The organism is Pseudomonas marvdashtae (assembly GCF_014268655.2).
Lineage (GTDB): Bacteria > Pseudomonadota > Gammaproteobacteria > Pseudomonadales > Pseudomonadaceae > Aquipseudomonas > Aquipseudomonas marvdashtae.
Genome location: NZ_JABWQX020000004.1, coordinates 1 through 18,602, shown reverse-complemented (window position 1 = coordinate 18,602; position 18,602 = coordinate 1). Strand labels below are relative to the sequence as shown.

The 18,602-nt window shown below is 59.5% G+C and carries 18 protein-coding genes; 13 read left to right on the top strand and 5 right to left on the bottom strand.

The genetic code is table 11. The features are described 5' to 3' along the window. The first annotated feature begins 68 nt into the window (after positions 1 to 68). From HU742_RS23765 to HU742_RS23740, 6 genes are all read left to right on the top strand, one after another. The gene (locus HU742_RS23765) at positions 69 to 1,226 is read left to right on the top strand and encodes an acyltransferase family protein (protein ID WP_186644762.1); all 1,158 of its coding nucleotides are present in this window, start codon (positions 69 to 71) and stop codon (positions 1,224 to 1,226) included. A 248-nt stretch (positions 1,227 to 1,474) separates the two neighbouring features. Continuing rightward, complete coding sequence (locus HU742_RS23760) at positions 1,475 to 2,257, top strand: transporter substrate-binding domain-containing protein (RefSeq protein WP_186615295.1); 783 nt, start codon at positions 1,475 to 1,477, stop codon at positions 2,255 to 2,257. A gap of 57 nt (positions 2,258 to 2,314) precedes the next feature. Continuing rightward, a complete protein-coding gene (locus HU742_RS23755; protein WP_186635190.1) occupies positions 2,315 to 3,043 on the top strand; it encodes an ABC transporter permease in 729 nt (242 codons plus the stop codon). Further along, positions 3,040 to 3,750, top strand: coding sequence for an ABC transporter permease (locus tag HU742_RS23750; protein WP_186635187.1), 711 nt, complete (start codon positions 3,040 to 3,042; stop codon positions 3,748 to 3,750). Before HU742_RS23755 ends, HU742_RS23750 begins: the two co-directional genes overlap by 4 nt. 28 nt (positions 3,751 to 3,778) lie before the next feature. Continuing rightward, positions 3,779 to 4,897: a succinylglutamate desuccinylase/aspartoacylase family protein gene (locus HU742_RS23745; RefSeq protein WP_186644760.1), complete on the top strand. Its 1,119-nt coding sequence runs from the start codon at positions 3,779 to 3,781 to the stop codon at positions 4,895 to 4,897. A 13-nt stretch (positions 4,898 to 4,910) separates the two neighbouring features. Next, positions 4,911 to 5,675, top strand: a complete 765-nt coding sequence (locus HU742_RS23740) for an ABC transporter ATP-binding protein (protein ID WP_186615287.1) — start codon at positions 4,911 to 4,913, stop codon at positions 5,673 to 5,675. Between the two features lie 70 nt (positions 5,676 to 5,745). Here HU742_RS23740 and HU742_RS23735 read toward each other — a convergent pair whose 3' ends face one another. Beyond that, positions 5,746 to 6,117 carry a hypothetical protein gene (locus HU742_RS23735; RefSeq protein ID WP_186635181.1) on the bottom strand — a complete coding sequence of 124 codons (372 nt, stop codon included), beginning with the start codon at positions 6,115 to 6,117 and terminating at the stop codon, positions 5,746 to 5,748. Between the two features lie 333 nt (positions 6,118 to 6,450). Between HU742_RS23735 and HU742_RS23730 the strand changes: the two genes are divergently transcribed. Together HU742_RS23730 and pdeM are read left to right on the top strand one after the other, a co-directional pair. After that, complete coding sequence (locus HU742_RS23730; protein ID WP_186644758.1) at positions 6,451 to 8,937, top strand: ligase-associated DNA damage response DEXH box helicase; 2,487 nt, start codon at positions 6,451 to 6,453, stop codon at positions 8,935 to 8,937. Beyond that, positions 8,937 to 9,593: a ligase-associated DNA damage response endonuclease PdeM gene (gene pdeM / locus HU742_RS23725; protein ID WP_186644757.1), complete on the top strand. Its 657-nt coding sequence runs from the start codon at positions 8,937 to 8,939 to the stop codon at positions 9,591 to 9,593. The genes HU742_RS23730 and pdeM overlap by 1 nt, the downstream gene beginning before the upstream one ends. A 98-nt stretch (positions 9,594 to 9,691) precedes the next feature. Here pdeM and HU742_RS23720 read toward each other — a convergent pair whose 3' ends face one another. Next, the gene (locus HU742_RS23720) at positions 9,692 to 9,898 is read right to left on the bottom strand and encodes a hypothetical protein (RefSeq protein ID WP_186615279.1); all 207 of its coding nucleotides are present in this window, start codon (positions 9,896 to 9,898) and stop codon (positions 9,692 to 9,694) included. 103 nt (positions 9,899 to 10,001) lie between these two features. Beyond that, positions 10,002 to 10,568 (bottom strand): dCTP deaminase, encoded by a 567-nt coding sequence (gene dcd / locus HU742_RS23715; RefSeq protein ID WP_186615277.1) that lies wholly within the window; start codon positions 10,566 to 10,568, stop codon positions 10,002 to 10,004. A gap of 351 nt (positions 10,569 to 10,919) precedes the next feature. On the opposite strand from dcd, the gene HU742_RS23710 reads away from it, so the two are divergent. Further along, entirely contained in the window at positions 10,920 to 11,129 is a 210-nt protein-coding gene (locus HU742_RS23710; RefSeq protein ID WP_002554837.1) for a cold-shock protein, read from the top strand. Positions 11,130 to 11,253: 124 nt separating this feature from the next. On the opposite strand, the gene HU742_RS23705 is transcribed toward HU742_RS23710, so the two are convergent. Continuing rightward, positions 11,254 to 12,261 (bottom strand): DUF481 domain-containing protein, encoded by a 1,008-nt coding sequence (locus tag HU742_RS23705; protein WP_186635169.1) that lies wholly within the window; start codon positions 12,259 to 12,261, stop codon positions 11,254 to 11,256. Positions 12,262 to 12,417: 156 nt separating this feature from the next. Between HU742_RS23705 and HU742_RS23700 the strand changes: the two genes are divergently transcribed. The 4 genes from HU742_RS23700 to HU742_RS23685 all read left to right on the top strand — a co-directional run bounded on the left by HU742_RS23700 (position 12,418) and on the right by HU742_RS23685 (position 17,192). Beyond that, complete coding sequence (locus HU742_RS23700) at positions 12,418 to 12,771, top strand: MGMT family protein (protein ID WP_186615273.1); 354 nt, start codon at positions 12,418 to 12,420, stop codon at positions 12,769 to 12,771. Positions 12,772 to 12,815: 44 nt separating this feature from the next. Next, complete coding sequence (locus HU742_RS23695; RefSeq protein WP_186635166.1) at positions 12,816 to 14,375, top strand: AmpG family muropeptide MFS transporter; 1,560 nt, start codon at positions 12,816 to 12,818, stop codon at positions 14,373 to 14,375. A 130-nt stretch (positions 14,376 to 14,505) separates the two neighbouring features. Continuing rightward, positions 14,506 to 16,221 carry a proline--tRNA ligase gene (locus tag HU742_RS23690; protein ID WP_186635163.1) on the top strand — a complete coding sequence of 572 codons (1,716 nt, stop codon included), beginning with the start codon at positions 14,506 to 14,508 and terminating at the stop codon, positions 16,219 to 16,221. A gap of 17 nt (positions 16,222 to 16,238) precedes the next feature. Continuing rightward, positions 16,239 to 17,192: a YceB family lipoprotein gene (locus HU742_RS23685; protein ID WP_186635161.1), complete on the top strand. Its 954-nt coding sequence runs from the start codon at positions 16,239 to 16,241 to the stop codon at positions 17,190 to 17,192. Positions 17,193 to 17,241: 49 nt separating this feature from the next. Here HU742_RS23685 and dinB read toward each other — a convergent pair whose 3' ends face one another. Continuing rightward, positions 17,242 to 18,303, bottom strand: a complete 1,062-nt coding sequence (gene dinB, locus HU742_RS23680) for a DNA polymerase IV (protein ID WP_186635158.1) — start codon at positions 18,301 to 18,303, stop codon at positions 17,242 to 17,244. Positions 18,304 to 18,602: the final 299 nt, after the last annotated feature.

Genomic DNA, 18,602 nt, shown 5'->3' with positions numbered 1-18,602 from the left:
GGCCATGCCTTCCGGCGACAGGATGATCGGAATGAATTCCGAGTCATGCCATTCAGAGGAACCCCGAAATGATTGCGGAGAAGCGGTTCCAATCCTTGGATAGTTTCAGGGGGCTGTTGGCCATATCGGTGATGCTCTATCACTTGCGCATCAGTGGCAGTTTTACCGAATGGTTGTTATTTCGCCACGCCGAAATATTTGTCTCGTTCTTTTTCGTATTGAGTGGCTTTGTATTGACCCATGCCTATGGCCGCTCCGCACGTTTTAATTTTCGAAAATTTTTCATCACGCGAACCTTCCGCTTGCTCCCCCTGCACCTCTTCATGTTGAGCGTCTTTATAGCCCTGGAGTGCGGGAGATATATCGCATCCGAAAAAGGCATGAACTTCAATAACGTGCCTTTTACAGAAAAGTTTGCCCCGTCTGAAATTCTGCCCAATGCCCTGTTGTTGCAATCGTGGACGTATTTGACCAACCCCCTTTCGTTCAACTATCCGTCTTGGAGCATCAGTATCGAGTATTACACCTACATGATCTTCGCCCTGATACTGAGCATCGCTTTCGGAGCCAGGACGTGGGTATGGGGAGCCGTGGTATTGGTGGCACTGGCGCAGATGTATATGGGCAATACCTTCTTCACCATCGAATCGTTACGGGGCCTGGCTTATTTTTTCACGGGCTGCCTGGCTTATGCCGTGTACCGGAGAATCCCCCACCCCAGTCAGGCCCAGACTGGAATGCTGACAACACTGGAAGTGATAGCGGTGGCAGCGGCGCTGGCTTTGGTGGTCAACGACTTTGAAGCCAAGCAGTTGCTGGCCAGCCTGTTGTTCGGTGTCATCGTTGTGATATTTGCCTTTGACGGCGGTGCGGTATCGCGATTGTTGGCGGGACGTGGCTTCGGTTTTCTCGGCAAGTTGTCCTACTCCATCTACCTGACCCACGCGGCGGTTCTCTTCTGCGTAGTGTCGGCGTTCATGGTGGCGAAGAAAGTCTCCGGCGTTGACATCGCCCCGGTGATAGACGGAACTCGCTACCTGGATCTCGGCAGCGTGACGCTCAATAACCTTGTCGCTTTGCTGGTGGTGGGATCGGTGGTCGTGGTGTCCATGTTCACCTACCGATATGTCGAGATGACCGGGCAATCTTTCGGTCGAGCGCTCAGCAACAAAACCGCCCTTAGCCCTCTATCAAGTCCCGATGCCAACCTGAAAAAAGCGCCATGACAACAACGCCAGGCGCCCACTCGCTACAGTAACGCCAGAAATGGGCGTCGCTCCATCCTGGTGCATATTTTGGTGTACGCTCCTCCCCGCGCACCATCGCGTTCCGTCCACCGCCGCCCCTGCTTTTAAAACACTTGTTCGGCACTATGGTTCGGAAATTGCTACCTTTATGCCGTCATACCGTTCAGACCTTCATCGGTAACAACTTATGCGCCACAAGCGCTCAAATTGGTTTTAGGGACTCAATAATGAAAAAAGCACTGCTGACCCTTTCTGCACTGGCGTTGTGCATGGCTGCTGGCGTCGCCACGGCCAAGGAATACAAGGAACTGCGTTTTGGTGTCGACCCGTCCTATGCCCCGTTCGAATCCAAGGCCGCCGATGGCAGCCTGGTAGGTTTCGACATCGACTTGGGCAATGCCATCTGCGAAGAGCTGAAGGTCAAATGCAAATGGGTCGAAAGCGATTTCGACGGCATGATCCCAGGCCTCAAGGCCAATAAATTCGACGGTGTGATCTCGTCCATGACCGTGACCCCGGCCCGCGAAAAAGTCATCGACTTTTCCAGCGAGCTGTTCTCCGGCCCAACAGCCTATGTATTCAAGAAGGGCTCGGGCCTGAGCGAAGACGTTGCCTCGCTCAAAGGCAAGACCGTGGGCTACGAGCAGGGCACCATCCAGGAAACCTATGCCAAGACCGTGCTGGACAAGGCCGGCGTCAAGACCCAGGCCTATCAGAACCAGGATCAGGTTTACGCTGACCTGACCTCCGGCCGCCTCGACGCCGCGATCCAGGACATGCTCCAGGCCGAGCTGGGCTTCCTGAAGTCGCCAAAGGGCGGCGACTATGAAGTCAGCAAGCCGGTCGACAGCGAACTGCTGCCTTCCAAGACCGCCATCGGTATCAAGAAAGGTAACAAAGAGCTGAAAGCGCTTTTGGATAAAGGTATCAAAGCGTTACACGACGACGGCAAATACGCCGAAATCCAGAAAAAACACTTTGGCGATCTGAATCTGTACAGCGGCAAATAATGCGCAGTGCCCACCCGGCCTCGGGTGGGCACTTTTTTTCTGCCAAAGGCACCTTCCATGTTCGAACAACTCCTACAAAATCTGGGGCTCTCGGCCTTCAGCCTGCAGGGCTTTGGCCCGCTGCTGATGCAAGGCACCTGGATGACGATCAAACTGGCGGTACTGTCGCTGTTGCTGAGCGTCTTGCTCGGCCTGCTGGGCGCCAGTGCCAAACTGTCCAGCGTCAAACTGCTGCGTATCCCAGCCCAGCTCTACACCACGCTGATTCGTGGCGTACCGGACCTGGTGCTGATGCTGTTGATTTTCTACAGCCTGCAAACCTGGCTGACCTCGTTTACTGATTTCATGGAATGGGAATACATCGAGATCAACCCATTCGGCGCCGGGGTGATCACCCTGGGCTTCATTTATGGCGCGTACTTCACCGAGACGTTTCGCGGCGCGATCCTCGCGGTCCCTCGCGGGCAAGTCGAAGCCGCCACGGCCTATGGCCTCAAGCGTGGCCAGCGCTTTCGCTTCGTGGTGTTCCCGCAGATGATGCGATTTGCCCTGCCGGGCATCGGCAACAACTGGATGGTCATGCTCAAGGCGACCGCCCTGGTGTCGATCATTGGCCTGGCCGACCTGGTCAAGGCCGCCCAGGATGCGGGCAAGAGCACCTATCAGCTGTTTTACTTCCTGGTGCTGGCGGCGCTGATCTACCTGTTGATCACCAGCGCATCCAACTTCGTCCTGCGTTGGCTTGAACGTCGCTACGCTGCCGGGGCTCGGGAGGCGGTGCGATGATCGAACTCTTGCAAGAATACTGGCGTCCGTTCCTCTACAGCGACGGCAATAACATCACCGGCCTGGCCATGACCCTGTGGCTACTCAGCGCCGCGTTGCTGATCGGCTTCGTGGTGTCGATCCCGCTGTCCATCGCGCGGGTTTCGCCCAAGGTCTACGTGCGTTGGCCGGTGCAGTTCTACACCTATCTGTTTCGTGGGACACCGCTCTACATCCAGTTGCTGATCTGCTACACCGGCATCTACAGCATCGCGGCCGTGCGCGAGCAGCCGCTGCTCGACAGCTTCTTTCGGGACGCGATGAACTGCACGATCCTGGCGTTCGCCTTGAACACCTGCGCCTACACCACGGAGATTTTCGCCGGGGCGATTCGCAGCATGAACCATGGTGAAGTCGAAGCGGCCAAGGCTTACGGGTTGACCGGCTGGAAGCTCTACACCTACGTGATCATGCCTTCGGCGCTGCGTCGCTCGCTGCCGTATTACAGCAACGAAGTGATTCTGATGCTGCACTCGACGACCGTGGCGTTCACCGCTACCGTTCCAGACGTGCTGAAAGTCGCCCGGGATGCCAACTCGGCGACGTTCATGACGTTCCAGTCGTTCGGGATTGCCGCGTTGATCTACCTGACCGTCACGTTTGCACTGGTCGGCCTCTTCCGCCTCGCCGAGCGTCGCTGGCTGGCTTTTCTAGGGCCGACTCACTAAAGCTTCCGCTCCCAGGACACACACGTAAATGCGCCACCAGATTCATGACCTGTTGGCCCCGCTGCCGGGGACCGCACGCAAGATCCACAGTTTTCACTTCGGCCCGGAAAAAGCCGTCGGCAAAATCTACATCCAGGCCTCCCTGCACGCCGACGAATTGCCGGGCATGCTGGTGGCTTGGCACCTCAAGCAGCGCCTGGCCGAACTCGAGGCTTCGGGTCACTTGCGGCACGAAATCGTACTGGTGCCGGTCGCCAATCCTATCGGCCTTGAACAAGTGCTGATGGACGTGCCCCTGGGCCGCTACGAGTTGGAAAGCGGACAGAACTTCAACCGCCGGTTCGTCGACTTGAGTGAAGAAATCGGCAACGAAATCGAAGGCCTGCTCACCGACGAACCGCAGCACAACCTATTGCTGATCCGCACCAGCCTGCGCGACGCCCTGAACCGGCAGACCGCCAGCACGCAACTGCAATCCCAGCGCCTGGTCCTGCAGCGACTGGCCTGCGACGCCGACATGGTGCTGGACCTGCATTGCGATTTCGAAGCCGTCGCGCACCTTTACACCACGCCGCAAGCCTGGCCCCAGGTCGAGCCGCTGGCCCGCTACATCGGCGCCGAGGCCAGCCTGTTGGCCACCGACTCGGGCGGACAGTCGTTCGACGAGAGCTTCACGCTGCTCTGGTGGCAACTCAAGGAACGTTTCGGCGAGCAATTTGAGATTCCCCTGGGCAGTTTTTCGGTTACCGTCGAATTACGCGGCCAGGGCGACGTCAACCATGGCTTGGCGAGTCTCGACTGCCAGGCCCTGATCGAATACCTGATTCACTTCGGTGCCATCGACGGCGAACCAGTGCTGCTGCCCGAGCTGCCCTACCCGCCCACGCCGTTGGCCGGTGTCGAACCGGTGACGACGCCGGTCGGCGGTTTGCTGGTCTATAGCGCCCTGCCCGGTGAGTATCTGGAGGCCGGACAGCTGATCGCGGAAATCATCGACCCGATCAACGACACCGTGACACCTGTTCATTGCCGCAATGCCGGGCTGCTGTACGCCCGTTCGCTGCGCCGCATGGCCACTGCCGGCATGGTAATCGCCCATGTCGCCGGGACCGAAGCCTACCGCAGCGGCTACCTACTTTCGCCTTGAGGATGCCTGTTCCATGTACAAACTGACCATCGAAGGCCTGCATAAAAGCTACGGCGAACACGAGGTGCTCAAAGGAGTTTCGCTCAAGGCCAGGACCGGCGACGTCATCAGCCTGATCGGCGCCAGCGGCTCGGGCAAAAGCACCTTCCTGCGCTGCATCAACTTTCTGGAACAGCCCAACGACGGCGCCATGAGCCTGGATGGCCAATCGATCCAGATGATCAAGGATCACCACGGCATGCGCGTGGCCGACGCCGACGAACTGCAACGCATCCGCACGCGCCTGGCCATGGTGTTCCAGCACTTCAACCTGTGGAGCCACATGACCGTGTTGGAAAACATCACCATGGCGCCGCGCCGGGTGTTGGGTGTCAGCAAGGAGGAGGCCGACGATCGCGCCCGTCGCTATCTCGACAAGGTGGGTTTGCCGGCACGCGTCGCCGAGCAATATCCGGCGTTTCTTTCCGGCGGCCAGCAGCAGCGCGTGGCCATCGCTCGCGCCTTGGCCATGGAGCCGGAGGTCATGCTGTTCGACGAGCCGACCTCGGCGCTGGACCCGGAACTGGTGGGTGAAGTCTTGAAGGTTATCCAGGGTTTGGCGGAAGAAGGGCGGACCATGATCATGGTGACCCACGAGATGAGCTTTGCCCGCAAGGTGTCCAATCAGGTGCTGTTCCTGCACCAAGGCCTGGTGGAAGAAGAAGGCGCGCCGGAAGACGTGCTGGGTAATCCGAAGAGCGAACGCTTGAAACAATTCCTAAGCGGTAACTTGAAGTAAGCCGCTACGCATCATTGCGCCGGCTTCGTCATCTTGAATATGACGGAGCCGGCATTGATCATATGCCCTGTTAATATTTTTCCAGACGGAAACTTCCACCACTGAAGGTCCGCCCGCGTTCATCCACACCGCCAAAAGTGCCCGCGCATTGAACGTCGCCCCCCACCGTCACACTCAATACGCCAGAACGGAGCGGTGAAAGACTCCGGCGCAGCATAAAGTGAACCTCGGGATATCCGGGCTCGCCCAAGTCATATTCCTGTTGCCCCTCCGGCATGCTTCGAGGAAGCCAAATGGAGAGACCTCGACCGTTTTCGTCATGCGCTGACAGAAGGTAGCAGCTGCCTGCGTCACGATATTCCAACTCACCATCAACTCGGAATTCATAGGTGGAGCCGTCAAGCTCCATGTTCGCGTGAAGGTGCCCGTTAAAAAAACTCATTGGAATTCCTTTCCATTATTTATGCTGATTTCTGGCTTGCGGTCCCTGACCAAGAGGCCGCATTAAACACAGTTTCCCCGCACCTGTTAATCCTGCATCGGCGCTATAGTTTCACCTAATGTAAATTACAGCGTTCGCGTATTAAGTTTGCATTTGAATAGGCCACCAACCCAGCAAGGCAAATCCACACCGGGTGGACACCAGAATAAAGGGCGTCATTGAAGTTGACCGCTCACAATTTGTCCGCTGAACGTTTAATCGCAAGGCGCCATAAAACCTTTTCCTTGCGCCCGAGGTCATTGAAAGAGAACTCTCAAGGCGCATGCAGCGGGTATGGCGACATCCAACAACTTCGCGAAACAGTGGTTCGACGCCCGCGGCTGGAAGCCGTTCGCTTTTCAAAAGCAGGTGTGGGCTGCGGTCAAGCGTGGCGAGTCGGGGTTGCTGCATGCCAGCACCGGTGCTGGCAAGACCTACGCCGTATGGTTCGCCGCCCTCAACCGTTTCGCCCGCTCAGCGCCGCCGCCAGAAAAACCGCGCAAACGAAAATCGCCAGCCGAACCGTTGACGGTCTTGTGGATCACGCCAATGCGTGCATTGGCCGCCGACACCGGCAAGGCCCTCGAAGCGCCTCTTGCCCCCTTGCAAATCCCCTGGAGCGTTGGCCTGCGCACCGGTGACACCAGTGCCAGCGAACGCGCCCGCCAAGGCCGCCGCTTGCCCACGGCACTGATCACCACGCCGGAAAGCCTGACCCTGATGCTAGCCCGCGCCGACGCGCAAACAGCGGTTTCGACGCTGCGCATGGTCGTGGTGGATGAATGGCACGAATTGCTCGGCAACAAGCGCGGCGTCCAGTTGCAACTGGCCTTGGCACGATTGCGGCGCTGGAATCGCGAACTGATCGTCTGGGGTGTATCCGCAACCCTGGGTAACCAAGCTCACGCCGAGCAGGTACTCATCCCAAAAGGCGATGGAATCAGCGTGCAAGGCGCCAACGCCAAAGCGCTACAGGTCGATACGTTGTTGCCGCCCACCCTCGAACGCTTTCCCTGGGCCGGGCACATCGGCTTGAAAATGCTGCCCCAGGTGGTCGCTGAAATCGACGCCAGCAGCAGTTGCCTGGTGTTTACCAACACCCGCGCGCAATCGGAAATCTGGTACCAGGCGATTCTCGAGGCACGTCCGGATTGGGCCGGGCTTATCGCCCTGCACCACAGCTCGTTGTCCCGCGACACCCGCGATTGGGTGGAACGGGCGTTGAAGGACGGCCAACTCAAGGCGGTCGTGTGTACGTCCAGTCTGGACCTCGGTGTTGATTTCCTGCCGGTGGAACGGGTGTTGCAGATTGGCTCCGCCAAGGGTGTCGCGCGGTTGATGCAGCGTGCCGGACGCTCCGGACATTCGCCTGGGCGGACTTCGCGGATAACGCTGGTGCCGACCCACAGCCTGGAACTGATCGAGGCGGCCGCCGCCCAGGACGCCGTGGCGCAGCGGCGGATCGAGCCCCGAGAGTCGCCCCACAAGCCTTTGGACGTGCTGGTCCAGCATTTGGTCAGCATGGCCTTGGGCGGCGGTTTCGTTCCCGATGAGCTGCTTGAGGAGGTGCGCGGCGCCTGGGCCTACCGGGACCTGAATCTGGCCGAGTGGGCGTGGGCCCTGGCATTCGTGCGCCACGGCGGCCTGTCGTTGACCGCCTACCCTGACTACCGACGGGTCGAGCCGGACGAACACGGCATCTGGCGCGTGCCCGATGCACGTCTGGCCCGGCGTCATCGCATGAGCATCGGCACCATCGTCAGCGATGCCAGCCTGCAACTGAAATTCTGGAGCAAGGGCGGTGGCGGCAAGACCCTGGGCAGCGTCGAAGAGGGTTTCATCGCCCGCCTTCGGCCTGGCGATGGCTTCCTGTTTGCCGGACGCTTACTGGAACTGGTCAGGGTCGAAGACATGACCGCCTACGTGCGCCGTAGCCAGGCAAAAAAAGCCGCCGTGCCACGCTGGAACGGTGGGCGGATGCCGCTCTCAAGCGAGTTGGCGGCCGCCGTCGTGGCGCGCCTGAGCGAAGCCGCCGCTGGCCACTTCGACGGCCCGGAAATGCAAGCCGTGCAGCCTTTGTTATCGACCCAGCTACGCTGGTCCGGCTTACCCACGCAAAATACCTTGTTGGCTGAAGCGCTTAAATCGCGGGAAGGCTGGCATCTGTTTATCTATCCGTTTGCCGGGCGCCAAGTCCATCTGGGACTGGCGAGCCTGTTGGCCTGGCGCGTCAGCCAGCAACAGCCGGTGACCTTTTCCATCGCCGTCAACGACTACGGCCTGGAACTGCTCAGCGCTACGGTGGTGGATTGGTCGAAACATCTGAACCCGACACTTCTAAGCGTTGAAAACCTCTTGGACGATGTGCTCGCCAGCCTGAATGCCGGGGAGCTGGCCTTGCGCCGCTTTCGCGAAATCGCTCGCATCGCCGGCCTGGTCTTCGCCGGCTACCCCGGCGCGCCGAAAAGTACCCGGCAAGTCCAAGCCTCGAGCGGGTTGTTTTTTCAAGTGTTCAAACAATACGACGCCGATAACCTGCTGCTGGCCCAAGCCGGGGAAGAAGTCTTGCGCGAAGAACTGGATATACGTCGACTGGAGCAGACCTTGCAACGCCTCGGTACATTGACGCTGGACCTGCACCTCATCAAGCGCCCCACGCCCTTGGGCTTCCCGCTGCTGGTGGAGCGTTTTCGCGAAAGCATGAGCTCGGAGAAGCTTGCCGATCGCATTCGCCGGATGGTCAGCGAACTGGAAAAAACCGCCGATCGAGGGGGCGCCTGATGCCCGCCCCGTATCCGGTCAACCTCGCGGGAGAAGAACTCTGGCTGCTGCCGCAAAAGGCCGTGTATTGGCCGGCCCAGGAAACCTTGCTGGTGGCCGACGTACATTTCGGCAAGGCCGCGGCTTACCGCAGTCTCGGTCAACCGGTGCCCCACGGCACCACCGCGAGCAACATCGCGGCACTCGATGCACTGCTGGCCGACCTGCCGTGTCGACAGTTGATCTTTCTCGGGGATTTTCTCCATGGGCCCGGTTCTCACGCACCCGGCACCTTGAAGGCACTTTCCGATTGGCGTGAGCGACATCCGCACCTGGCCATGACGCTGATTCGCGGCAACCACGACAAACGCGCCGGCGACCCGCCATCGACGCTGAACATTCGCGTGGTACCGGAGCCTTTGCTGCTGGGACCCTTCGCCGTGCAACACGAGCCCAATCCACACCCCAGCCGTCATGTGCTGGCCGGGCACGTGCACCCGGTCTATCACCTGACCGGCAAGGGCCGGCAGCGCCTGCGCCTGGCCTGCTTTCGATTGGGCAGCGACATCAGCCTGCTGCCGGCCTTCGGTGCGTTCACCGGAGGCTATCGGGTCGAACGGGACAAGGACTGCAAGATCTTCGTGGTCGGCGACAATGAAATATGGCCGATCGGCTGAAAGCTTCAAGCTTCAAGCTTCAAGCTTCAAGCTTCAAGCTTCAAAACAAGGCTAGGCGTGCCCACTTGCAGCTTGTCGCTTGTAGCTTGAAGCTGACGTCATGCTACAGGCGCGGGAGGCGGCTCGTCCGGAAGTGTCGGCTCGCCGGGTTCGGTGGGTTCCGTAGGATTGGGATCAGGATCGGGATCACCAGGAATACCGCCTGCCGCCTCAGCGGGATGGGCCAGCAGTGACCAGGCCAGGACGCCGATCTGATTGGGCTCAAGCCTTGCCAGTTCGGCACTGATTCGCGGATCGATCTTCATAGAGCAACTCCTGAGCGAAGGCCCGCTGCGTTAACGCAAAAAAAACGGGCAGTACACTTCATAGAGTGCCTGCCCGCTCAGGAATTCCAACAGCTCGTCAGAATCAGGTACGCGGCAATGTCACGCCGCGCTGGCCCTGGTATTTTCCGCCCCGATCCTTGTAGGAAACTTCACATTCCTCGTCGGACTCCAGGAACAACATCTGCGCCACGCCCTCGTTGGCGTAGATCTTCGCCGGCAGGGTCGTGGTGTTGGAAAACTCCAGGGTCACGTGGCCTTCCCACTCCGGCTCCAGCGGCGTGACGTTGACGATAATGCCGCAACGGGCGTAGGTGCTCTTGCCCAGGCAAATGGTCAGCACGTTGCGCGGGATGCGGAAGTATTCCACGGTGCGGGCCAGGGCGAAGGAGTTCGGCGGAATGATGCAGACGTCGCTCTTGACGTCGACGAAGCTCTTCTCGTCGAAATTCTTCGGGTCGACGGTGGCCGAGTTGATGTTGGTGAACACCTTGAACTCATCGGCGCAGCGTACGTCGTAGCCGTAGCTCGAGACACCGAAGGAAATCAGCCGGTTGGCGCCTTCGCCACGCATCTGGCGTTCTACGAAGGGCTCGATCATGCCGTGCTCTTGCGCCATGCGGCGAATCCACTTGTCCGATTTGATGCTCATGGAGGTGTCCTGAATAGCGAGGTGGAAAAAACTGTCCGGCATCTTACCGGGGCGCGGGGCGGGTTCAAAGTGCGGGAAGCAAATCTCGGCGATCCACCCTGATTTCCGGGCCCTGACGGCCATCGTGCGCGCCGTCAGTCATTAAAACCGAGAAACCTTCGCAAAGACCATTGGCACGTTCCGGAAAAAGGGGTAAGGTGGCGTCACTGTGCTGCTTGTGTCACTGAGAATCTCTACACGATATGTTGAATTTCGATCCAACCATCTACAAGAATTTTTCCTGCTCTTTGCACTCAGTCTCGGCCAGGGTTCTTCCTGTGTCGCAGTTATCTTTGTTCAAGGAGTTACACCATGTCTAATCGCCAAACCGGTACCGTTAAGTGGTTCAACGATGAAAAAGGCTTCGGCTTCATCACCCCACAATCCGGTGACGATCTGTTCGTTCACTTCAAAGCTATCCAATCCGACGGCTTCAAAAGCCTGAAAGAAGGCCAACAGGTTTCTTTCATCGCTACCCGCGGTCAGAAAGGCATGCAAGCTGAAGAAGTTCAAGTTATCTAACTTGTCCTTGCTTTAGTAAAAGGCCCCGCCCTCAAAAGCGGGGCTTTTTTGTGCCTGCCAGTTTTATCCAGCGCAAAAAAGATGTGGGAGCAAGCCCCCACATTATTCCGCCTTGACCGGTTACTTACCAGGTCACGCCAAACCCGGCCGTATAACGCGTCTTGCTCAGGTCGCTATCCTCGGTACCTTCGATGACATCCTTCTCAGCCTTGAGGTTGAGCGACGCCCAGTCGGTCACCTTGTAGCGCAGCCCCATCTCCGCGTCGTAGGCATATTCGGCAACACCCGAAAGCGGCTTGCCCACTTCACCGTTGGTGAAGAACTCGACGCGCTTGCCAATCAGGTAGCGGTTGTAGTCCCACTTCATGGCCACGGAATAGAAGTTGTCCTTGCCGCCATCACGGTATTCATAGTCGGTGCGGTTGAACAATGAACCCAGCGAGAACGCGCCCAGCTCGTCATCCCAGAACTGATAGCCCGGACCGGTACCCACCACGCGCTGGCGAGCCAGGTCTTCGACCTTGTCGCGCTTGTAGTTGAGGCGACCTTGCCAGAACCACTTGTCCGTGAGGAAGCGGTCGAGGGAATACTCCAATCGCCAGTTGTCAGTCGACACCACGTCGTCCTGGAATTCACGGTTGTACTCGCCCTCGGCGATATGCCGCCATCTGCCGTGGCGTGCCGAGGTCTTGAAGTCGACGTCGTAATCGTCGGTATCGTTTTCCGCCCGCTGGTAATCCAGCGCGGCATCGATATTGCCCTTCCATACCAGATCCTCGACCACCGGCTTGGGCTTGAGGATCTGTTGGATACTCGCCAGATCGACGGTCTTGGGCGCATCACCGTTGGCCAGGGTTACCTTGCCATCCTCGGCCGCCTGCAACGCCTTGGCCTTCTCGCCGGTATAGGCGTCCTGCTTGACCAGCAATTGCTGGTCGCTTTCAAGCGTCTTGACCTGTTTCCAGTCAATTGGGATTGCACCGGCGTAATCGGTCTGGATCAGCAGTTTGCCGCCATCGAAAACGGTGATCTTGCCGCTGAGCTTGTCGCCGTTCTTCAACCAGACGGTATCGGCAAGCAGGGGCATGGAGGCGCTCGTAACAGCTAGGCACAGCAGGGTTCTGGACAACATAAGCGATAATGGGCTCAAGTTTGCGTTGAAAAGGCGGCATTATCCCCCAGGATGACACCTCAGCAACGACTGACCCGCGTATGGGGGATGAGTTCATTTATCAACGCGCCCTGTAGGAATTAATCTACAGACGGACACCTTCAGGAAACCTTACTCGTGACTGACGCCCCAGCGGCCACCGAGAATGCCGCCCAAATTCGCCGTACCACGCTTTATCTGACCTTGGCCCAAGTGCCGGCCGGCAAGGTTGTCACCTATGGCCAGCTCGCCGAGATGGCTGGCCTGGGCCGCGCCGCACGCTGGGTCGGCCGAACGCTCAGCCAGTTGCCGAACGACACGAAGCTGCCGTGGCACCGGGTCCTGGCGGCCGGGGGCCGGATCAGCCTGCCGGCGGGCAGCGCCTCGGGGGATGAACAACGTGCGCGCTTGCGCATGGAAGGGATCAGTGTCCTGAACAATCGTGTTGATATTCAGCGCCATGGCTGGCGTCCGGTAGAGCACAGCGGTTAGAGTGCGCGCTTTGTTTTCGCAATTTTTGAGGCAGACTCCAGCCCATGCCCCGTAAAACCTGGCGCGCCGCCCTCGCCGCCTATGCCAGTCCTTCGACGCTCGTGCTGTTGCTGCTTGGCTTCGCCGCCGGCTTGCCCTACATGCTGGTCTTCTCCACGCTGTCGGTCTGGTTGCGTGAAGCCGGCGTGGCCCGCGAAACCATCGGTTACGCGAGCCTGATCGGCCTGGCCTACGCCTTCAAGTGGGTCTGGTCGCCACTGCTCGACCAATGGCGCCTGCCATTGCTGGGCAAGCTGGGGCGTCGCCGCTCCTGGCTGGTGCTCTCTCAAGGCTTGGTGATCCTGGGCCTGATCGGCATGGGTTTCTGCGATCCGCAAAAACATCTGTCCTGGCTGATCGCGATTGCCGTGATAGTGGCCTTCGCCTCGGCCACCCAAGACATCGCCGTCGATGCCTATCGATTGGAAATCGTCGACGACACGCGCCAGGCCGCCCTCGCCGCCAGCTACATGTCCGGCTATCGCATCGCCGCCCTGCTGGCCACCGCCGGTGCCCTGTTCTTCGCCGAAGGTTTTGGTTCCACCGGGTTTAGCTACAAGCACTCAGCCTGGGCCGGTACGTACCTGCTGTTTGGCGTATTGATGGTGCCAGCGTTGCTGACCTCGTTGATCATGCGCGAACCGCCCGTGCCACTGCGCACCCAGTTGCAGGCCGGGCGCTATACGTTCGTCCATCAACTGGCGTCGGTTTTCGTACTGATCGTGCTGCTGGTGTCTGTGCCGGCGATGTTCACCCAGCTCTATAACACCGACTTCGCCAGCGTGCTGTTCGAAGGGGTCAGCCTGCTCGACCTGCTGCTCGAAGACCGCGCCTTCCTGCGTGCCATCCTCTATACCATCCTGACCGCCATCTGCCTGTCATCCCTAGGTCGCCGAGGCCTGGCGCCAGTACTGACGCCCATCAACGACTTCATCCTCCGTTACCGCTGGCAGGCGCTCTTGCTGCTGGGGCTGATCGCAACCTACCGGATGTCCGATACGGTCATGGGCGTCATGGCCAACGTTTTCTACATTGACCAGGGATTTACCAAGGACCAGATTGCCAGCGTCAGCAAGATCTTCGGGCTGATCATGACGCTGGTGGGCGCCGGCATGGGCGGCCTGTTGATCGTGCGTTTCGGCATCCTGCCGATCCTGTTCATTGGGGGCGTGTCCTCGGCCGCGACCAACATCCTGTTCCTGATGCTCGCCGACATGGGCCCCGACTTGCAGATGCTGATTGTCACGATTTCCCTGGACAATTTCAGCTCCGGCCTGGCCACCTCAGCCTTCGTCGCGTATCTGTCGAGCCTGACCAACCTGAAGTTCTCCGCCACTCAATATGCCCTGCTCAGCTCGATCATGCTGTTGCTGCCACGCTTGATCGGCGGCTATTCGGGGGTCATGGTGGAAAAATTCGGTTATCACGATTTTTTCCTGATCACCGCCCTGCTCGGCGTTCCGACCCTGCTGCTGATCGCCTTGCACTGGTACCAGGAAAACCGCCGCGAAGGCTTGAACTCCGATCCGGAATCGCCGCCGACCCGGCCCGCCGAAGAGTCGTAGGAAATTTCAGCAGGGCGCCGGAGAAAGCGGCGCCTGGATCCGGCGGCAGGCCACGCGCCTGTACGCCAGGGCATCTCGCCCGTACAATGCTGCGTCACTTCTCGTCATCAGCAACCGACAACGGCCAACCATGCGCACCAGTCAATTTTTGCTCGCCACACAGAAAGAAACGCCTTCCGACGCCGTCGTGATCAGCCATCAGCTGATGCTGCGTGCTGGCATGATCCGCAAGCTCGCTTCCGGCCTGTACACCTGGCTGCCGATGGGCTTGCGAGTGATGCGCAAGGTCGAAGCCATCGTCCGCGAAGAAATGGACGCCGCCGGTTCCCTGGAAGTGTTGATGCCGAGCACCCAGCCGGCCGAGCTGTGGCAGGAATCTGGCCGCTGGGAAGAATACGGCCCTGAGCTGCTGCGCATCAAAGACCGTCACGGTCGTGACTTCTGTGCGGGCCCGACCCACGAAGAAGTGATCACCGATCTGATGCGCAACGAGTTGAGCAGCTACAAACAGCTGCCTATCAACCTGTACCAGATCCAGACCAAATTCCGCGATGAGATCCGTCCACGCTTCGGCCTGATGCGCGGCCGTGAGTTCATCATGAAGGATTCGTACTCGTTCCACGCCGACCTGGCCTCGCTGCAAGTCACTTATGACCGCATGCACCAGGCGTACTGCAACGTGTTCACCCGCCTGGGCCTGAAATTCCGTCCGGTTGAAGCCGACAACGGTTCCATCGGCGGTGCCGGCTCCCATGAATTCCACGTATTGGCCGAGTCCGGCGAAGACGACATCGTCTTCAGCAACGGCTCCGACTACGCCGCGAACATCGAGAAGGCCGAAGCCGTGCCACGGGAAACCTCCCGCGCCGCGCCGACCGAAGAATTGCGCCTGGTAGACACGCCGAACACCAAGACCATTGCCCAATTGGTGGAAGGCTACAACCTGCCGATCGAGCGCACTATCAAGACCCTGATCGTGCGCGCGGAAGAAGAAGGCAAGCTGATTGCCCTGATCGTCCGCGGCGACCATGAGCTGAACGAAATCAAGGCCGCCAACCAGCCAGGCGTCGCCAGCCCATTGGTCATGGCCACCGACGCCGAACTGCGTGATGCCATCGGTGCCGGTGCAGGTTCCCTCGGCCCATTGAACCTGTCGTTGCCGATCATCATCGACCGTTCGGTGGCATTGATGAGCGACTTCGCCATCGGCGCCAACATCGATGACAAGCACTATTTCGGCGTGAACTGGGAGCGCGACCTGCCGGTTCCAACCATCGCGGACCTGCGCAACGTTGTTGCCGGCGACCCGAGCCCGGACGGCAAGGGCACCCTGGAAATCAAGCGCGGCATCGAAGTCGGGCACATCTTCCAGCTGGGCGACAAATACAGCAAAGCCATGAAGTGCGAAGTACTGGGCGAGAACGGCAAGCCGGTCACCCTGCAAATGGGTTGCTACGGCATTGGCGTGTCCCGCGTAGTGGCGGCAGCGATCGAACAGAACAACGACGAAAACGGGATCATCTGGAGCGACACACTGGCGCCATTCCAGATTGCCCTGGTGCCGTTGCGCTATGAAACCGAACAGGTTCGCGAAGCGACCGACAAGCTCTACGCCCAATTGACGGCCGCCGGCTTCGAGGTGCTGCTGGACGACCGCGACAAGAAAACCAGCCCAGGCATCAAGTTCGCGGACATGGAACTGATCGGCATCCCGCACCGGATCGTGGTCAGTGACCGCGGACTGGCCGATGGCAACCTGGAATACAAGAGCCGCACCGAGGCCGAGCCACAAGCGCTGCCGGTCGCCGACGTGCTGTCCTTCCTCCAGGCCCGTATCCGCCGCTGAGACCAGATAGAGACGTCATGTTCAAGCGAAACACCTTAGCGCTGGGGGGCGCCGCACTGTGCGGCGCCCTGCTGGTCAGCGGATGCGCCAACCAGATGTCGCAACGCACCGAGCACGAAGAACGGATCGAGCGCAAACTGCTTGACCATAGCCTGCAGATCGATGTGGGCGAACCCAAGGTGCTCGACTTGCCGCAGCGTCGCGTGCGCATCAACGAACAAAAGACTTTTGAAGTGACCGAGTTCGAGGTCACCCGCCATTACGACCGCTATACGCCCTACCAGCCTTGGCGGGAGGTCTATGAGATCCCGCTGGGTGCGGTGGCGGTAGTGGCCGGTGTCGGCGCGAACGTCGTCAATGTGTTCGCCTTGGGCACCCTGCCCGACACGGCGACCCGCGACTGGATCAGCTACGGTTTCGCCGGGCTCAACCCGTTCATGAACGTTCCGTCCAACGGCCGGGCGCAACAGAATCTGGCGGGTATCGACGAAGTCCAACGGGACAAGCGCACCGAATATTCGAGCCTGCCCTGGAGCGAGCGCCCGGTCCAGGTGAAAGCCGCTCGCCAGACGTTCGAGCTGAGCACCGACCGCAACGGCGTGTTGCGCTTGAACCTGCTGGAAAGCCCGTTCGCCGAGCATGACCTGAGCCAGTTCGGCAAATTGCAGATCAGCGTCACCGATGCCCAGGACGAGGTGCATACCGACTCGTCCCTGAGCATCAGCAGCACGTTGCGCAGCAAATTGGTGGAAGCCCATGCGTTGATCTATGACGACCTGGAAGATGACGAGGTGAGCCAGTGGGTTCACCGAGTCAAGCGGCTGTCGGAGCTGGGCCTTGAAGAAGAAGCCAGCGAGCTGGAGCAGAGCCTGATCGAACTGACCCGCAATGATCCGGAACTGCAGGCCGAATTCCTGAAAGCCCTGACCAAGGACGGCGGGCGGCTGGTGGCGGACCCGGGCGCTAGCTGAGTGGATGCTCCCCTGTGGCGGGGGAGCTTGCTCCCGCTGGGCTGCGGCTTTACCGCTCAAACAACTCCAACTGCTCAAACCCACCCCGTAAATCCTCCAGCCGCACCCCTATTCCCAGCAACCGTACCGGCTTGCCGCCGCGGTTGAAGGCCTGGGTCAACAGCAACTGATAACTGCCCAGGTCCCGCCCTGCCCCGGCCTGTTCCAGGGTGGTCTGGGTGAAGTCATGAAATTTGACTTTGACGAACGGCTTGCCCGGACGGTAGCTGCTGTCAATCCGCGCGATGCGGCCGCTCAGGGTTTCCATCAGTTCGGGCAGCTTGTCGAGACAGCTCTGCAGGTCGGGCAAATCGACGTCGTAGGTGTTTTCAACGCTGATGGACTGACGCCGACTGTCGTTATGCACCAGGCGGTCGTCAATGCCACGGGCGAGGCTCCAGAGTCGCTCGCCAAAACTGCCGAATTCGCGCACCAGCGCGAGCTTGTCCCACTCGCGCAGATGCCGGCAATCGACAATACCGAGCCTGTTCAACTTGTCGGCGGTGACCTTGCCGACACCGTGGAGCTTGTTCACTGGCAAGGCCGATACGAAATCTTCTACTTGGTCGGGGGTGATGACGAACAAGCCGTTGGGCTTTTTCCAGTCACTGGCAATCTTGGCGAGGAATTTGTTCGGCGCGACGCCGGCAGACACAGTGATGTGCAACTGATTGGAAACCCGTCGGCGAATGTCCTGGGCGATACGCGTGGCGCTGCCTCCGAAATGCGCGCTGGCGGAGACATCCAGATAGGCCTCGTCCAGGGACAACGGTTCGATAAGGTCGGTGTAATCACTGAAAATCGTATGGATTTCCTTCGACGCTTCCCGATAGGCATCCATCCGCGGCTTGACGATGGTCAGGTCCGGACAGAGTTTCAAGGCGTGACCGGAGGACATGGCCGAGCGCACGCCATAGGCCCGCGCCTCGTAATTGCAGGTTGCGATCACGCCACGCCGGTCCGCCGAGCCGCCGACCGCCAGGGGTTTGCCGGCCAGTTGCGGATCATCGCGCATTTCGATCGCGGCATAGAAGCAGTCGCAGTCGACGTGGATGATTTTGCGTTGCGTCATATAAAGAAGCGGTACGTGGGATGGATCGGAGCGCCAGTATCTCACTCGAACCTGTACATAGCACCAGTAGTTTGAAAGATCCTTCAGCGGACGCGGAAAAAGCCTACATGAATGTATTTCTTCAATCGCAGTGGACCGCTCGATAGAGCGCTAGCCCTTCCCAGGCCTGCGTCACAGCACTGCAACATTCGCTTTTCCCGAGGCTAACCACTTGAAGCGGAACAGGTTTTTCAAGTAAAGGGGTTGACAGAGCGTCGATCCTCTGTAGAATGCCGACACACAGACGCGGGATGGAGCAG

Excerpts from the sequence above, each read along its gene's own strand:
- HU742_RS23685 (WP_186635161.1), top strand. The coding sequence starts at position 16,239 with ATGTTCAAGCGAAACACCTTAGCGCTGGGGGGCGCCGCACTGTGCGGC.
- HU742_RS23730 (WP_186644758.1), top strand. The coding sequence starts at position 6,451 with ATGGCGACATCCAACAACTTCGCGAAACAGTGGTTCGACGCCCGCGGC.
- HU742_RS23755 (WP_186635190.1), top strand. The coding sequence starts at position 2,315 with ATGTTCGAACAACTCCTACAAAATCTGGGGCTCTCGGCCTTCAGCCTG.
- dinB (WP_186635158.1), bottom strand. The coding sequence starts at position 18,303 with ATGACGCAACGCAAAATCATCCACGTCGACTGCGACTGCTTCTATGCC.
- pdeM (WP_186644757.1), top strand. The coding sequence starts at position 8,937 with ATGCCCGCCCCGTATCCGGTCAACCTCGCGGGAGAAGAACTCTGGCTG.
- HU742_RS23745 (WP_186644760.1), top strand. The coding sequence starts at position 3,779 with ATGCGCCACCAGATTCATGACCTGTTGGCCCCGCTGCCGGGGACCGCA.
- HU742_RS23705 (WP_186635169.1), bottom strand. The coding sequence starts at position 12,261 with ATGTTGTCCAGAACCCTGCTGTGCCTAGCTGTTACGAGCGCCTCCATG.
- dcd (WP_186615277.1), bottom strand. The coding sequence starts at position 10,568 with ATGAGCATCAAATCGGACAAGTGGATTCGCCGCATGGCGCAAGAGCAC.
- HU742_RS23750 (WP_186635187.1), top strand. The coding sequence starts at position 3,040 with ATGATCGAACTCTTGCAAGAATACTGGCGTCCGTTCCTCTACAGCGAC.
- HU742_RS23760 (WP_186615295.1), top strand. The coding sequence starts at position 1,475 with ATGAAAAAAGCACTGCTGACCCTTTCTGCACTGGCGTTGTGCATGGCT.
- HU742_RS23720 (WP_186615279.1), bottom strand. The coding sequence starts at position 9,898 with ATGAAGATCGATCCGCGAATCAGTGCCGAACTGGCAAGGCTTGAGCCC.
- HU742_RS23710 (WP_002554837.1), top strand. The coding sequence starts at position 10,920 with ATGTCTAATCGCCAAACCGGTACCGTTAAGTGGTTCAACGATGAAAAA.
- HU742_RS23695 (WP_186635166.1), top strand. The coding sequence starts at position 12,816 with ATGCCCCGTAAAACCTGGCGCGCCGCCCTCGCCGCCTATGCCAGTCCT.
- HU742_RS23690 (WP_186635163.1), top strand. The coding sequence starts at position 14,506 with ATGCGCACCAGTCAATTTTTGCTCGCCACACAGAAAGAAACGCCTTCC.
- HU742_RS23765 (WP_186644762.1), top strand. The coding sequence starts at position 69 with ATGATTGCGGAGAAGCGGTTCCAATCCTTGGATAGTTTCAGGGGGCTG.
- HU742_RS23735 (WP_186635181.1), bottom strand. The coding sequence starts at position 6,117 with ATGAGTTTTTTTAACGGGCACCTTCACGCGAACATGGAGCTTGACGGC.
- HU742_RS23740 (WP_186615287.1), top strand. The coding sequence starts at position 4,911 with ATGTACAAACTGACCATCGAAGGCCTGCATAAAAGCTACGGCGAACAC.